Below are 14,845 nucleotides of genomic sequence, written 5' to 3'. Positions count from 1 at the left end.
GGTATTTACCGTGGGCTATCTAACCGCAGCATATGACTGGGACGCGGATACGGAGCGTATTGTCCGTCATTACGGGGCTGTTGGTGGCTACCGTTTTGGCCGGGACGGCTGCTGCCCAACCGTCGGTCAACATCGAGCAGATCAACAATCTCAACGAGATATTGTTGTACGCCGCGATACCGATCACAGTGCTGGTTGAGGTCATTCTCATCTACACCGTCTATCGGTTCAGAAACTCCGGCGAAGCAAAACCGACCCAGGAGAATCGCCGACTCGAAATCTCCTGGACGGTTGCGACCGCGATCGTGCTCTTGTTCGTGGGACTTTCCTCAACTGTCGCGCTTGGGAGCGCTTATCTCGGCGGAACGACCGCAACCACGAACTCCCCAGGCGAAGTGGAGGGACTCTCGTACGATTACAACGGGACGTACGCTCCAGCAGCCGACGAGGACGCCGTCCAGGTTGAGGTCGTCGCCCGGCAGTTCTCCTGGACGTTCAACTATCTTGGCGCCGATGGCAACCTCACTTCGACGAACAAACTGGTGATTCCGGCGAACAAACCGGTGTATCTCCATCTCACGGCTGCTGACACACTCCACTCGTTCCACGCACCGAAGCTTGGTCTCAAACAGGATGCGTTCCCCGGTGAGTACCACACGCTCAAAACGAAATCGTACGAACCAGGCACCTACCAGCTCTACTGTGCGGAGTTCTGTGGCTCGGGCCACTCACAGATGCTCGGAACGATCGAAGTGAAAAGCCAGCAGGAGTATCAGAACTGGCTCGAACAACAACAGAGTGAGGGCGGCGCAGGCAACGAAACTGCAGACGACGCAGGTAATGAGACTGCAGGCGACGCCGGCAACGAAACCGCAAACGAGACACAGAGCGCGCTCGCGGCCTGATCGAAGACGGACTGTTTTCGCGGCTGTGTGAACGATTGCTCTCGTCCTTCGAAACACGAGCCTGCGGTGTGGACTGCTTACAACGCTCAAAAACGGTGAATAGACGTGGCGACTCAGTATTTCGCGTCTGCGCCGGTCGTCGCGTAGATGTCTTCCATGATCCGGTCGCGTTTGATCTGCCAGCTGTCGAAGCCATCGATTGTGGCCGGATAGTTCTCGTAGTGATTCAACAACCGGTCGGCGAGTCGCTTGGTGGAGTAGAGATCAAACAGCGTGTCCCAGTGGCCAAACGAGTTGTACAACGTCTTCAGCGCGAGCGCCGGCCCGACGGAAGTGCTTCCGGAGTAGAGCGCCTCGGAGAACTTCTCGGTCGGCACCGCCGCCAGTAGCCCGGTGAGATCGTCCATCCCGTAGGCGGTGATGAAGATGTTGTACACATCGAGTGCGGCATACCGCGCGCCAAAGTGGTCCATGATCCGCTTGTTGTACTCCCAGAAGGCACCTTCATCGCCGGCCGTGCCGGATTCGATCGCCGAAATCGCCTGCTCGCCGGCGTACTGTCCGGCGTAGGCCGCACCAGCAATTCCACCACCAGTTGTTGGGTTGACGTGCCCGGCGGCATCGCCAACCGCGACGAATCCCGGTGCGACAGCGGAATCATACGGCCGACGGGTTGGCAGTGCCGCGCCGAGCTTGTCCGTGACGGTTGCGCCTTTGAACTCCGGGCGATTGCGGAGATCTTCTTTGAGCGCATCGACGAGTTTCATGGGCGATTCGTTCATCTGAAAGCCCAGACCGACGTTGATCTCCGTCGCCGACCGCGGGAAATACCACAGATAGCCCGCTGCCCGCTCGGTCGGTTTGAACACCAGCGCGTCCTCCCACTCGACCGGCTCATCGACTTCGACGATCTCGCGGTAGGCCGAACAGAACTGCGAGTAGCTGACGTTCGTATCGAACGTCGCGCTCGAGAGATCCGCTTTGTCCTGGAGGATCGAGAGCGCTCCGGCGCCGTCAACGACAACCGACGCTTCATACTCGACCACGTCGTCGTCGCGAACTGCCCGAACGCCCGTTACCCGACCGTCGTCTTGGAGCACGTCCTGGACGACAGTATCGTAGTGGAATTCGACGCCCTGGCTGTCCGCGCCATCAATGAGGAGCCGGCCGTACTCCCAGCGGTCCAACACGGAGAGCTCGCCGGGTACCGGAATGTCGAGCACAGCATCCTCTGTCGGGAGCTCGAGCCGTCCGTGATCGACAACGGTGTTTGAAAATGCTGGTTCGATCTGGCTCCGCGGGATCGCCTCCGGAAAGTTTGATGCGCCCTTGATCGCATCACCACAGGCGATGTGACCGGCTTCTTCGGCGGTTTTCCGTTCGAGCACGACTACATCGTAGCCAGCGCTCGCGATCGTCGCACCGGCATAACAACCCCCTGTTCCGGCACCGACGACGACAACGTCGTAACTGGTCATACTCATCAGAGTCCTCCCGACGGGAAAACCATTATCGATTCGTCGGTATTATCGCTCGCGTTCACGCTGGGGGTCACTCGTGGCCCTGTGAGTTTTGACATCGTCGATCGTCTCGGTTTCGAGCAAGCGATCGAGTTTCTCCTCGAACTGTTCGTCAGTGAGCTCGCCGCGGGCATAGCGCTCACGGAGCGTCTCAAGTGGATTGTCGGAATCGGTTTCCTCGGCTGACGACTCCGCATCGCTGCCGAACTCACTGTTGGTGAGGATGGCAACGAGCGGGACAACGACCGCAAATCCGATAGCCCAGATCGCATAGAAATTCGGAATGCGCGCAAACATCGCAACCAGTCCCACGCCCAACACCAGCAACGCAACGACACCGGTTGTTTGGTCGTGAAACGATTCGGGATCGTGTTTCATACCAGATGCTATGGATCTTCCACAATAAAATTGCCCGCTGAGTGGCCGTGTAACTCCAACAACTGTTTAATGGTCCGCGTCAAACCTGGCCAGTATGACCGAGCACACGGTAGAGTTCGTTGGGACGGGTGAGACGATCCAGGTTGACGAACGCGAAACTATCCTGAGCCGTTGCATCGAAGAAGGGATCGCACAGGAGTACTCCTGCCGTGTTGGGATGTGTCTGGCGTGCTCTGCAGAGATCATCGAGGGCGATGTCGAACAGACTGTTGCAGCCGCCCGTGGACTCACGGAAGCCGAAGCCGAGGAGTACGCACTCACGTGCATGGCACGACCGACATCGGATCTGAAACTCGAGCGTGGAAAATATCCCCCAAGCATCGAGGCCGACGCCGAATCCGCCGGGGCCGTCGGCGCCGACGATTAAATACGGCCGCGTATTCCAGCGAACGACCTTTTGGGGTGACAGTAGCTTTCTCCGGTCGATGCCCGACCCTGCCCAGCCGTGGTTATCCGAGTACGAGGCGTTTGGAATTGACCGTACGCTCGAGCCGTATCCGGATGAACCGGTACATCACCTGCTCTATAACGCCGCAGAGACCTATCCCGAGCAGGGACTGGTCCAGCACGGCGAACACGTTCCGTATCCAACCGTTCTCGAGCACACAGAACGACTCGCCACGGCGCTGGCCGAACGCGGGGTCGGAAAGGGTGATCGGGTGGCGACGGTGTTGCCCACCTCGATCCAGTTCATCGTCAGCTCGTGTGCAATCTCCCGTGCTGGTGGCGTTCATATCCCTAACGACTTTCTCGATGCGGACGACGACCTGCTCTACCGTCTGGAACGGGGCGACCCGGACGTTCTCATCGGCCAGGACAAACACCGCGATCTCCTGTTCACCCTTCGTGATGACCTCGGTCTCGACTCGGTGATTCTCACGAAAGTCGAAGATTACAGTGCGGATCCCCCGTCGTCGTATCCGTCAATCGACGGCGTCGAGTGGTTATCGAACGTCATTGAGGCGACCGACGCCGAGCCGCCAGCCCGCTCGTTCGACGTCACCGAGGACGTTCACACGCTGTTGTTCACCGGCGGCACCACCGGACTCCCGAAGGGCTGTCGGCTCTCACACCGCAACGTCTATGCGAACGCCCTCCAGGGGGTGGCAAGCCAGTCACAGATGGCACAGCTCATGCGCGGCCAGGAAGCGGGAATCATGGCGTTGCCAATGTATCACTCGTATGGCTACTCCGTGATGCACTCGTTGTTAGAACTCGGTCTGGACGTGTTGCTCGTCCCGGACGCGCGCGACACCGACATGATGGTCGAGCTGATCAATGAATATGGCGCAATCATCATGCTCGGCGTTCCGACACAGTTCATGGAGCTAGTCGACGAACGCCTCGAACAGGAGATCATCGGTATCTCTGGGTCGGCACCGCTGGCGAACGAAACCCGATCTGCGTTCGAGGAGCGCTCGACGGGGATTTCACAGGGATATGGACTTTCGGAGATGTCGCCGATCACCCACTTCAACGTTCGCGGGCTGTTGGATATGATGACCGGGGAGGGAACTGCTGTTGATGGCTTTGACCACCCGACGATCGGCGTCCCGGTGCCCGACACCGAAATCAAACTCATCGACGTGGAATCGAGCGAAGAAATCCCCATTGAGGAGGCAGTCACCAACGAGCGCGAAGGAGAACTCTACGTGAAGGGTCCACAGCGGATGCTCGGCTATCTCGATAGCTCGAAAGATCCGTTCGATGCAGATGGCTTCGTCCCCACCGGCGACGTGGTGAAGATCGATCCGAGCGGTCGATTCTACGTCGTCGATCGGGTGAAAAACATGATCAACGTTTCCGGGCTGAAGGTGTACTCCGAAGAAGTAGATGAAGTGCTCTACTCCCATCCTGATGTGCGCCGTCCGGCGACGATTGGCATTCCGGATCCCGAACGGCCGGGAAGCGAGCGCGTAAAGATCGTGATCGAGCCAGAAGCAAACGCAGAGGATCTTGACGCCGAGGCTATTCGCACGTTTTTGGACGGCAAGGTGCCTCGCCATGCGCTCCCCGAGATCGTCGAATTCGTCGAAACGATGCCGCTCACCGACATCGGGAAGACGGATAAGAAAGCGCTCAAAGACTGAGTTCGTCGTCGAGATCGGTCCCACACCACTGACAGAAGTTCACCGAATCGTCGATTTTTTTCGCACACGCCGGACACCGGCGAACGCCCTGTTCGATCTCTTCGACGATCTGGTTGTTCATCTTCGCGATGATGTAGGCGTCGATGATGCTGGCCGCCATGACCGCGTAGATCGGGAGCAACTGCTCTACGGGGACGGTCATCGACTGAACAGCCTGGGGATTGGTAAATGCGGTCATTACCGCAGTGGTCGCCGCATCGACCGCGGTCTGGGGGACGAAAAACGAACTGGCCATTGCAGCAACGATCCAGCCGGCTCCACGAAGCCACCGGCGGAGATAGACGTGCCCAAAGCCTGTGAAAATGAATCCCAGTATTGCAGCAATCCATGGTCGTCTCCTGCGAACCTGCGCCATACAAAAACTAACCCGTCAGTCACCCAAGAGGGTTTCGTCAAAAACGCGACGGTCACATCCTATTCGACCGTATGCGGAGGGTATTCGAACAGTGCAGCCCTATTCGAACAGTTCAACGGCCTGCTCGAAGCGATCTGCCGGCTCTTCCCAGTCGACGACCTCGAAGAATGCCTCGACGAAGTCGCCACGGGCGGGACCGTAGTCGTAGTAGTACGAATGTTCCCACACGTCGAGTGCGAGAATCGGATGGGCACCCCAGAGCGCACCCTGGTCGTGTTTGTCGACCACGACGTTGCGGAGCTGGTTCGAGAAGCTGTCGTAGACGAGCAGTGCCCAGCCGCCGGCGTCGCTTGCTGCGGCCTCAAACTCGCCCTTCCAGGCCTCATAGGAGCCAAAGTCTTCCTCGATGCGCGCAGCGAGCGCACCGGACGGCTCGTCGCCACCCTCTGGTCCCATTGCGTCCCAGAACAGTTCGTGGAGGATGTGTCCACTGCCGTTGTGCGTTACAGACCGGAGCGCGCTGGCCGAATCGCCAAACTCGCCCGCTTCACGATTGTCGGCGAGCGTCTCTTCGGCACTGTTCCAGCCGTTCACGTAGCCCTGGTGGTGGGTGTCGTGATGCCAGGTGAGCACCTGCTCGGAGATGTGTGGTTCGAGTGCGTCGTAGTCGTACGGCAGCGGCGGTAGTTCGTAGCTCATGTGCACTCGAATCCAGGAGCGGGCGACCATTTAACGTTTCCTGAACTGCATTTTTGTAACGAGTTATATAAATGATTGATTGCAGATCGTGACAGCCGTTAGTCGTCGGCTGCGGTGGGTTGCTGTCGGTGTTCGCGTGCAGACTCACGGAGCTGATCGGAAACGGCCGGGACATCCGTCTCCGATACCACGCCATCGCGTTCGATCTCCTCAAGCGATTTTGGATACGATCTGAGCGAGTAGTGTAGATCGATACCGGCTCGTGCGCCGTCTCCCATCGCGACGGGGATCTGATTGTGTCCGGGGGTGAGATCGCCGACCGCATACACACCGTCAACAGAGGTGCGACCGTGATCATCGACGACGACGGTCCCATCGTTATTGATCGCACAGCCAAGCGCTTCGGCGAGCTCGTTGTTGTATTCGGAGCCGTACATCGGAAAGCCGCCGCGATAGGCCCTCGTGTCACCAGTCTCGAACGTGAACCCTTCTAGCCAGCCGTCATCTGTGGTGTGTGAATCCGTGATGTCGGCATCGATCACCTCGACCGGATGGGCACTGAGCTGGCGAGCAGTCTGTTCGCTCCAGGTTGGCGCGTCACCTCGCGTGAGCAGATCCACGTCGTCGGTGAAGTTGAGCATGATCATCGCCACCTGCGCGGCGCTCTCTCCGTGGCCCATCACGTAGACCGGCTCGTCAACGAACATATAGGCATCACAGTGAAGACAGTAGTGTAGCCCACGTCCGGTCCGTGGGAGCGGCGGGTCGGGACGCACGTCGGAAAAGCCAGTGGCGAGGACCACCCGCTTTGTGTCTATCGAACTGTCACCCGTCTCGAGCCGAAAGCCAGCAGCCGTCGCTTCGATCGCTTCGACGTATCCGCGCTGATACGTGGTGCCGTATCCTTCGAGTTGCTCGATCGCCGTCTGCAGAAACTCGTTGCCAGAAACTGACTCGGGCACGCCAATCACGTTGTGAGTGTCGAGCATCATTGCGGCTCGGCCACCCCCACGATTGATACAAATCGTATCGTGCCCGAGTCGTGTCGCATACAGCGCAGCCGTCAACCCAGCAGGACCACCGCCAACTACCGCGACTTCGTACTCCCGTTTCGTCATGGGCGTGTGTATGCGTCCACCGGACATAACTGACGGGATACAAATCCGCACTGGGCGAAACACGTTTCTGTCGAGAACAAAAATGTTCGAGTATGACGTTCGACCCCTCCGGTGGTCTCAGCGAGTCCGAAGTATCCGAACGCGTCTCGAATGCAATCGAGAACAACGACGTTGTCCTGTTCATGAAAGGAACGCCGTTGATGCCACAGTGTGGCTACTCGCGACGCGCACTGGGGCTGCTCCAGCAGTACTGCGACGACATCGAGACGGTGGATGTCCTCGAGTCACTGGACGCCTATCGTGCGGCGCTCGAAACCCACAGCTCCTGGGAGACGATCCCACAGGTGTTCGTCGATGGTGAGTTCATCGGCGGCAGTGACGTAGTAGCCGAACTGGACGAACGGGGCGAACTCGAACCGACGCTCGAGAAGGCGACGAACTAATCGATCAATTCTCGGTCGTAAATAGCTCACTGGGATCGACTGTTTGCCCGCTGTCTGTGATGTTTGGCGGCAGATATGATACGTGTGTGTTCCTTTCGCTGGATGGCTCGAAAACAGTATAAGTGACGAATTCATAGAATAGGTACGACCAATTACGGTCCCGGGGATGCCAGTACCCCATCGAGCGCCTGTCATAGCTATGACCAGCCACGTATACACGCTACATTCGACACTCGAATTGCCACTCGAAGACGTTCATTCGCACTTCGACGATGCGGATCTCCCGGTAGAGATCGAAGACGTGGAGATCACGCGTCGGAACAACACCTTGATTCTGAGCGCCGTAGCCGCAGAAGACGACATAAGCAAGTACACACCGACTGCACAGCTCAAGGCGAGTGTCAGCGAGAATCGCGTGTATCTTGATGAGGAAGAAGAAGAGGAAAACAGCGGTCCGATGGGCACCTCACCGAGTGGCCCACAGTGGGGCGCGTTTGGCCAACAGGAAGAACAGGAAGAACGCCCCTCAGAACTCGTCGAGTACGCCTGCTTTAAGGGAGATCGCGAAACGGTGCTTCAGAACACGGCACTCCAGTATCCGATGTTCGAAGTTCTCTGTGACATCGCACGAAACGCAGAAAAAGGAAATCTCACCGCGATCACTGCCGTCAATGGTCAACTCGAAGCGACGCGCATCGTAGACGGTGACGAACGACCGGCCACCATCGAAGTGCGTGAAGATCCACACGAATCGGCGGGCTCGAACGGCGTTGACTGGCGAAATAACGAATTCATCAGCTAATTCTCCGTGCAATTTGAAGTTTGGTAACAGGTCACTCAACCGTTGGGGGCCGAAACTAACTTTAGGCTGGTAATGATATCTAATTACGAGATGCCAGAGTTTCCCGACTATCTCGACGTGTCGTACGAAGACGGTGAAGGTGAGATGCCGGCCGATTACCCGGCGCTCGATGACAAGATGGAAAAGGCGATCGAGGTAACGCGGAGAGGACTTGAAGAGTATGAGTCCCCTGCAGTGATGTGGACTGGCGGGAAAGACTCGACGCTGACGCTGTATTTCGTCGCGCAGGTGGCCGAAAAACACGATCTTGAGGTGCCACCAGCGGTGTTCATTGACCATTACCAGCACTTCGATGAGTTGCTCGATTTCGTCGATCACTGGGCCGATGAGTGGGATCTGGATGTGATCTTCGCACGGAACGAGAATGTTGGTCAGCTGGCAGACACGCCCGGCGAGGAGATCGCCGTCTCGGATCTGAACGAGCAGAACCAGCACCACGTTCGTGACATCCTCGAATACGAGGAGGATACGTTCCCGTTCTTGCTCGACACCTACGTTGGCAACCACCTCCTGAAGACGGTGGCGCTCAACGAGACGCTCGAGGCCGAGGGAATCGACGGGATTATCTCGGGCATTCGCTGGGACGAACAGGAGGCACGCGCGGATGAGACCTTCTTCAGTCCGCGACACGACCCAGAGATTTACCCGCCACACGACCGCATTCAGCCGATTCTCCAGTTCGAAGAGCGCGCGGTGTGGGATGCGTTCTGGAACTTCGTCGTGCCGGATACCGTCGAGGACTATCCAATGGGTCACGTCCCACAGGACTACGACGATCTGCCAAACGGTCTCAGCCACGATGCACTGCCAGTGAGCCCGAAATACTTCGAGGGCTTCCGGTCGCTCGGCAGCGAAGTCAGCACGGATAAGGCGGACAACGAGCCGGCTTGGCTGCAGAATCTTGAGGAAACCACCGAGCGCGCTGGGCGTGCCCAGGACAAAGAGGATCTCATGGGCCGTCTGCGCGATCTCGGCTACATGTAACCGGTTCGGACGGCGGTCGCTCGAATCACAGTTTCTCACCGCTTAAGCGTCCACCCGACGTAGCCATCAGTATGGCAATCGCAGCGGAACGAATCGAACGCTTGCACACGTTCGCGACCGAAGCAGTCCGAGCTGGTGAACAGGACCGTGCCCGGACGTACGTTCGGCGCGCTCGCCGCATCGCCGAACGAAATCGCTTAGAGCTACCGCGATCGATTTCCCGGTTCAGCTGCGATCGGTGTGATGTGGCGCTCGTTCCCGGACAGAACGCTCGCGTCCGACTCCAGGACGGACACGTCGTGATCAGCTGTTCGTGTGGCTCCCACGATCGGTATCCGTACCGGTAGGTAATCCACAACAGACAGAATATGCGACTGGAACCGTCACCTTCACTGTGCTACCGGGCAAACCTAGGCGTATGAACGATGAGCTTCGCCGTCAGATACACGAAACCGACGCGACGATTCGCGTCGGCAAGCGCGGTATCGATCCGGTCGTCGATGAGTTGGCCGATCAGTTACAAGACCGGCGGCTCGTGAAGGTGAAGTTCCTCCGTTCAGCGCTCGGTGCCACCTCAACTGAAGCGCTGGCAGAGGAACTCGCGTCGGCAGCCGGTGCGGATCTCGTTGAAACGCGAGGTCACACTGCTGTCTTTCAGTAATGGTTGAGGCGCTCCCGTTTTTCCAGTTTTTGGGCCACTACGGCGTTGCGCTGACGCAGGCCATCTATTTCGTTCTCACGTTTTGTATTACGTTCATCACCGGTCGGCTCGTCGTTTTGCCCGTTGGTCGCCGATTGATCGATCGACACGCAGAGATCGACGATCACGCAAGACAACCGCTTCGGCGACTGGCACTCGCGGCGGTCGTGTTGCTGGCACTGTTACTGGCACTCACTGTCGCACAGCTCGAGTCTCTACTCCGGTCGGTTTCGACCATTACTGCAGCTGGGACGCTTGCGGTTGGCTATGCGATGAGTAACGTGCTCGGGAACTTCGTCGCTGGCGTCTTCATCTACATTGATCGCCCGTTCAGGATCGGCGATTGGATCGAGTGGGAAAACGGTGAGGGGACCGTCGAAGACATTACGCTACGGGTTACTCGCGTTCGCACGTTCGATAACGAGTTGTTGACGGTTCCCAATGGAGTGTTGACTGAAGAAGTCATCACGAATCACGTCGCCAACGACCGTCTCAGAATCCAGTTCGAGTTCGGAATCGGCTACGATGACGACATCGAAACTGCGATTGCTATCGTCCAGTCGGAGGCCGAATCGATGGACGTCATTTTGAACTCCCCATCGCCCACGGCGTACTGCACCGAGCTCGCTGATTCGTACGTCACACTCACGGCGTGGGTGTGGATCGATGAACCGAATCGGAGCGATTTTCTGGCCATTCGTAGCACCTACATCCGCAACGTAAAATCTAGCTTCGACGAGCATGGCATCGATATCCCGTATCCACAGCGATCGCTGTCTGGGGCGATCGAAACGGATAAAACAGAAATTTGATACCGTCCACACGACTGAAGTGGCCGAACTACGTTCGGCTGATCAACCAGAAGCTTACAGCTTCTGGCCAAGTGGCAAGAACGCACAGCGTTCTTGCTGATCAACCAGAAATCTTCGATTTCTGGTCAAGAGGTGGGCTTTCCCCTCGTAAATCTGTAACTGCTATCCGTCGAAATACGCCGACGCGTCGTCGCTGTGGGTGAGAACTGACACGACTCCATCAGGGTGTTCAACGTGTGGAAGCAGTTGTGCTTCGTCGAACACGGCCAGTTTGGCGTCCGCGTGTGCTGCCAGCGATTCGCCGGCAGAAAGCGGGCTCGTACTCGCATCTCGGCCCCAGATGAGCGTACATGGCTGCTCAATCGTTGCGAGCGTCGTGCTCAGATCAACAGCCGGATCAAGCGCACCGCTCAAAAACGATGCCGGAGCATATCGTGCTCCTGGCTGATGGGCACTCTCCCATCGATATTCGATGTACTCATCGTCCGCGACCGACGGGTCAAACAGTCCGTGATCGGCACTGAAGTAATCGAGCGCTTTCCGACTCGTGGTGAGGTTGAACAGCCCTTCACCGAGCAGCGGCGAGCGCAACAGTGATCGAAGCCAGGTGCGGTTGCCGGGCATCGTCGTCGTGGTTGGACAGATCAAAAACAGCTCGGATACCGGCGTTTCGGTCGCGGCGATCGCCGCGTACGCACCGCCGAGAGAAGCACCAACCACCGTCGGCTCATCCGTGAGCTCCTCCAGAAACTCCTCGACGAACGTCGTGTACAACGAGGCCGAGTACGCAAGCGGTGGTCGATCCGACAGCCCGAAGCCGGGAAGATCTGGGGCGAACACGTGGTACGATTCAGCCAGCGCATCGAAGATTCCAGCGAACTCTGCGCTGGTTGCTGCAGCATTGACGCCGTGAATCAACACCAGATCCGGATCGGAAGGATCGCCGGCTTCGGTGTAGGATACGTCGAAGCCACGCCAGCGATACTCGTCAGTTGCTCTCCCAAGCGGTGTTGGAAGGGTGCCGGCCTGGCGTTGGAGCAGTTTGTTGGTTCCTGCAACCAGTCCAAGGGAGCCAGCAGCTCCTGTGAGAATTTTTCGCATTCGCATATCGATCAGTAGGGGCGTCACCGGCTTAATCTTGTGTAAATCGGGACGGCCGTCTCGACGATCAGTTCCGATCGGTTCTCGATTCTACACACGTCCTGATCGGTTCGAGAAGCTCATCTACGGCTGTGTATGGATCGGTGTCACGCGCCTGAACGGCGCTCGCTAGCTCATCGAGTCCGCCTTTGCGTTCGATTTCGGTCGTGCTCAGCCGGCGGAGGTCCTCGCGGACGTGCGTTGCGATCTCTTCGGTGAATCGCCGGTGGGTCCGCTGTTCGCGCTTTCCAGATCGATCGAGATGCGCGAGATGCTCATCAAGTTCGTCAATGAGTGTGTCGACTCCCTCGCCGGTTTTGGCCACCGTTTCGACGACGGAGGGCTCCCAGCCGTTCGTCTGATCTTCGATCGACGGTTCGATTCGTCCGGGTGGCTGGTCATCTCCCGTTGTGTAGTCCGATCGCGTCCGAATCATCTCTCGGAGCTCGGTCACGGTTCGATCAGCCCCCGACAGATCGGCTTTGTTCACCACGAACAGATCGCCAATCTCGAAGATGCCGGCTTTTAGCATCTGGACGTCGTCGCCAGAGCCCGGTGGGACGAGCACAGCCACTGTGTCTGCGGTTTTCACGATATCGATCTCGTTTTGTCCTGCTCCCACCGTTTCGATGATGATCGTGTCTTTTCCAAAGGCATCGAGGGCTTTGACGGCGTCGGCGGTAGCCGTCGAGAGGCCACCCAGTCGTCCACGCGCGCTCATCGACCGGACGAACACGTCCATGTCGGTGGCGGTCGACTGCATGCGAATTCGATCACCCAGGACGGAGCCACCGGTGAACGGCGAGGAGGGATCGATCGCAAGCACACCTACCGTCTGGCCGGCGTCGCGATACGCGGCGGTGAGCTTATCGACGAGTGTGGATTTACCGGCTCCCGGACTGCCGGTGATTCCGATCACGTTGGCATCGCCCGTATGGGTGTGGAGTTCGCTCACCATATCGCGATAGCCAGGCGCTCGGTTTTCAATTCTGGTGATCACCCGAGCAAGCGCACGGTGATCACCGTCGAGCAGGTCTGCAACGAGACTCATCGGTGTTCGGTGTGTTCTCGGACGTATTCGATGGTTTCTTCCATCGTTGCGCCTGGTCCGAAGATCTCGGCGACGCCCAACTCTTTCAGCTCTGCCCTGTCTTCTTCGGGAACAATCCCACCGACGATGACCAGCGTGTCCGATGCAGCGCCGTACTCTTCGAGCCCGCTGATGATTTTCGGCACGAGCGTGTTGTGAGCGCCCGAGAGAATCGAGATGCCAAGCACATCAACGTCTTCTTGCACTGCGGCCTGGACGATCTCATCTGGGGATTTGTGGAGTCCGGAGTAGATCACTTCGAAGCCTGCGTCACGAAACGCTCGTGCAATCACGTGTGCTCCCCGGTCGTGTCCATCGAGTCCAACCTTCGCCACGAGACACCGAATCGTCTGTCGTTCGCGCCCCTGATCCGTACTCATTTGGTAGTTAGTATCCAGACCGTCGCTTTGACTCTGACGGTAATATATGACGCCACTTTTTCAGTCGATCTCGTTACAGCGTTGAGTAACCAAGAATGTCGGCGTAAACACGTTCGTATTCGGTGACCATACGCTCAGCAGTGAATCGTTCGGCTGCAGTTTGTTGCGCCTGCTCTCCCATCTGCTCTCGACGGTCTGGCTCATGAGCCAGCGTTCGTACCCGTTCGACAAATTGTTCGAAGTCATCTTCCGGGACGATGTAACCTGTCTCGCCGTCTTCGATTGCTTCGGCAACGCCACCAACATCGTATGCGACGATTGGTATGCCGAGATGAAGACATTCAATCACCGTGAGAGGGAGCCCCTCGAATCGAGACGGGAGCAAGAACGTATCGATGTCACAGAGCAGTTCCAGTGCGTGTTCCTGAAACCCAAGCAGGTGCGCGTCGACATCATGCGTGTCGACGTACTCCTGGCACTCTTCCATTAGTGGGCCGTCGCCGATGAGGACCACGACAACGTCTTCGCCCTCATCCTGGATCTGTTTCCCTGCTCTGAGAATTGCAAGGGGATTTTTTTGTGGAGCGAGCCGTGCGATTGCTCCGATTACTGTACTGTCTGAAATACTGTCGATATGACTATCGAGTTGCTCTCTGTCTTCTGGAATCTCGATTGGGGCGATACCGTTGTGGACAACCACGTCTTCGGTGTGTGAAAGTATCGAACGTGTTATTCCTTGCCGACGATCATCATTCGAGACGCACACGATTGCGTCCGTCCATCGGGATAACAGCCGTTCACCACCGACGATAGCTTTGCGGAATGACCCAAATTCGGTATTGTAAAATCCCCATCCGTGAACCGTGAACACGGATGGTATCCCCGCGAGCGATGCCGCAATTCGCCCAAGAAGTCCTGCTTTCGTCGAATGGCAATGAACGAGATCGAATGACTCTCGCCGCATGAGCTGATAGAGGCTCACCAGTTCTCGAAGATCGTTCATTGGTTCGATACTCCGCTTGAAGTGTGGCTGCTCATAGACCGTCACATCGGTTTCTTTGAGTCGGTCGATCAACGCACCACCTGGAGCACAAGCGACTGAGACATCGGCTGCGGTCCCTTCAGCGAGTAACTGCACGACGTGGGGAGCACCACCCCAGTCAGAGCGTGTAATAACGTGCAATATCGTTGGTTCAGACATAGTGCTCGAAGATTGGCCCTTCTCTTACTGTAGCGGGAGGTCCGATAA

General features: G+C 57.6%; 18 protein-coding genes. 9 read left to right on the top strand and 9 right to left on the bottom strand.

What is annotated here, in order from left to right; translation table 11 throughout:
- Positions 1-32 precede the first annotated feature (32 nt).
- Positions 33-905, top strand: coding sequence for a cytochrome c oxidase subunit II (gene coxB / locus JXQ78_RS06020; protein ID WP_330632574.1), 873 nt, complete (start codon positions 33-35; stop codon positions 903-905).
- A 113-nt stretch (positions 906-1,018) separates the two neighbouring features.
- Here coxB and JXQ78_RS06015 read toward each other — a convergent pair whose 3' ends face one another.
- A complete protein-coding gene (locus JXQ78_RS06015; RefSeq protein WP_330632573.1) occupies positions 1,019-2,389 on the bottom strand; it encodes a geranylgeranyl reductase family protein in 1,371 nt (456 codons plus the stop codon).
- 42 nt (positions 2,390-2,431) lie between these two features.
- Positions 2,432-2,803, bottom strand: coding sequence for an SHOCT domain-containing protein (locus JXQ78_RS06010; protein ID WP_330632572.1), 372 nt, complete (start codon positions 2,801-2,803; stop codon positions 2,432-2,434).
- A 94-nt stretch (positions 2,804-2,897) separates the two neighbouring features.
- Between JXQ78_RS06010 and JXQ78_RS06005 the strand changes: the two genes are divergently transcribed.
- Together JXQ78_RS06005 and JXQ78_RS06000 are read left to right on the top strand one after the other, a co-directional pair.
- Positions 2,898-3,230: a 2Fe-2S iron-sulfur cluster-binding protein gene (locus JXQ78_RS06005; RefSeq protein WP_330632571.1), complete on the top strand. Its 333-nt coding sequence runs from the start codon at positions 2,898-2,900 to the stop codon at positions 3,228-3,230.
- 58 nt (positions 3,231-3,288) lie between these two features.
- A complete protein-coding gene (locus JXQ78_RS06000) occupies positions 3,289-4,953 on the top strand; it encodes a class I adenylate-forming enzyme family protein (protein ID WP_330632570.1) in 1,665 nt (554 codons plus the stop codon).
- On the opposite strand, the gene JXQ78_RS05995 is transcribed toward JXQ78_RS06000, so the two are convergent.
- From JXQ78_RS05995 to JXQ78_RS05985, 3 genes are all read right to left on the bottom strand, one after another.
- A complete protein-coding gene (locus tag JXQ78_RS05995) occupies positions 4,943-5,368 on the bottom strand; it encodes a zinc ribbon domain-containing protein (protein WP_330632569.1) in 426 nt (141 codons plus the stop codon). The two genes, JXQ78_RS06000 and JXQ78_RS05995, sit on opposite strands and share 11 nt — an antisense overlap.
- A 99-nt stretch (positions 5,369-5,467) precedes the next feature.
- Positions 5,468-6,067, bottom strand: coding sequence for a superoxide dismutase (gene sod, locus JXQ78_RS05990; protein WP_330632568.1), 600 nt, complete (start codon positions 6,065-6,067; stop codon positions 5,468-5,470).
- A gap of 98 nt (positions 6,068-6,165) precedes the next feature.
- Positions 6,166-7,185, bottom strand: coding sequence for an NAD(P)/FAD-dependent oxidoreductase (locus JXQ78_RS05985; RefSeq protein WP_330632567.1), 1,020 nt, complete (start codon positions 7,183-7,185; stop codon positions 6,166-6,168).
- A gap of 92 nt (positions 7,186-7,277) precedes the next feature.
- On the opposite strand from JXQ78_RS05985, the gene JXQ78_RS05980 reads away from it, so the two are divergent.
- The 6 genes from JXQ78_RS05980 (at position 7,278) to JXQ78_RS05955 (ending at position 10,986) form a co-directional block, all read left to right on the top strand.
- Positions 7,278-7,628 carry a glutaredoxin family protein gene (locus JXQ78_RS05980; protein WP_330632566.1) on the top strand — a complete coding sequence of 117 codons (351 nt, stop codon included), beginning with the start codon at positions 7,278-7,280 and terminating at the stop codon, positions 7,626-7,628.
- Positions 7,629-7,827: 199 nt separating this feature from the next.
- The gene (locus JXQ78_RS05975; protein ID WP_330632565.1) at positions 7,828-8,430 is read left to right on the top strand and encodes a DUF7110 family protein; all 603 of its coding nucleotides are present in this window, start codon (positions 7,828-7,830) and stop codon (positions 8,428-8,430) included.
- Positions 8,431-8,520: 90 nt separating this feature from the next.
- Positions 8,521-9,474 carry a phosphoadenosine phosphosulfate reductase family protein gene (locus tag JXQ78_RS05970; protein WP_330632564.1) on the top strand — a complete coding sequence of 318 codons (954 nt, stop codon included), beginning with the start codon at positions 8,521-8,523 and terminating at the stop codon, positions 9,472-9,474.
- Positions 9,475-9,545: 71 nt separating this feature from the next.
- The gene (locus JXQ78_RS05965) at positions 9,546-9,821 is read left to right on the top strand and encodes a ribonuclease P protein component 4 (protein WP_330632563.1); all 276 of its coding nucleotides are present in this window, start codon (positions 9,546-9,548) and stop codon (positions 9,819-9,821) included.
- A gap of 71 nt (positions 9,822-9,892) precedes the next feature.
- Complete coding sequence (locus JXQ78_RS05960) at positions 9,893-10,135, top strand: YhbY family RNA-binding protein (protein WP_330632562.1); 243 nt, start codon at positions 9,893-9,895, stop codon at positions 10,133-10,135.
- The gene (locus tag JXQ78_RS05955; RefSeq protein ID WP_330632561.1) at positions 10,135-10,986 is read left to right on the top strand and encodes a mechanosensitive ion channel family protein; all 852 of its coding nucleotides are present in this window, start codon (positions 10,135-10,137) and stop codon (positions 10,984-10,986) included. The genes JXQ78_RS05960 and JXQ78_RS05955 overlap by 1 nt, the downstream gene beginning before the upstream one ends.
- Before the next feature lie 162 nt (positions 10,987-11,148).
- Here the strand turns inward: JXQ78_RS05955 and JXQ78_RS05950 are convergent, their stop codons facing one another.
- The 4 genes from JXQ78_RS05950 to JXQ78_RS05935 form a co-directional block, all read right to left on the bottom strand.
- Positions 11,149-12,093, bottom strand: coding sequence for an alpha/beta fold hydrolase (locus JXQ78_RS05950; protein WP_330632560.1), 945 nt, complete (start codon positions 12,091-12,093; stop codon positions 11,149-11,151).
- Positions 12,094-12,154: 61 nt separating this feature from the next.
- On the bottom strand, positions 12,155-13,177 hold the full coding sequence (gene meaB, locus JXQ78_RS05945; RefSeq protein WP_330632559.1) for a methylmalonyl Co-A mutase-associated GTPase MeaB: 1,023 nt from the start codon (positions 13,175-13,177) through the stop codon (positions 12,155-12,157).
- Complete coding sequence (locus JXQ78_RS05940) at positions 13,174-13,596, bottom strand: cobalamin B12-binding domain-containing protein (RefSeq protein ID WP_330632558.1); 423 nt, start codon at positions 13,594-13,596, stop codon at positions 13,174-13,176. Before JXQ78_RS05940 ends, meaB begins: the two co-directional genes overlap by 4 nt.
- A 73-nt stretch (positions 13,597-13,669) precedes the next feature.
- Positions 13,670-14,797, bottom strand: coding sequence for a glycosyltransferase family 4 protein (locus JXQ78_RS05935; RefSeq protein ID WP_330632557.1), 1,128 nt, complete (start codon positions 14,795-14,797; stop codon positions 13,670-13,672).
- Positions 14,798-14,845 lie beyond the last annotated feature (48 nt).

Source organism: Halocatena halophila, from assembly GCA_027563145.1.
In the GTDB taxonomy this organism is placed as follows: Archaea; Halobacteriota; Halobacteria; order Halobacteriales; family Haloarculaceae; genus Halocatena; species Halocatena halophila.
The sequence above is the reverse complement of the archived record's forward strand: the minus strand, read 5'-3'. Positions and strand labels throughout refer to the sequence as shown.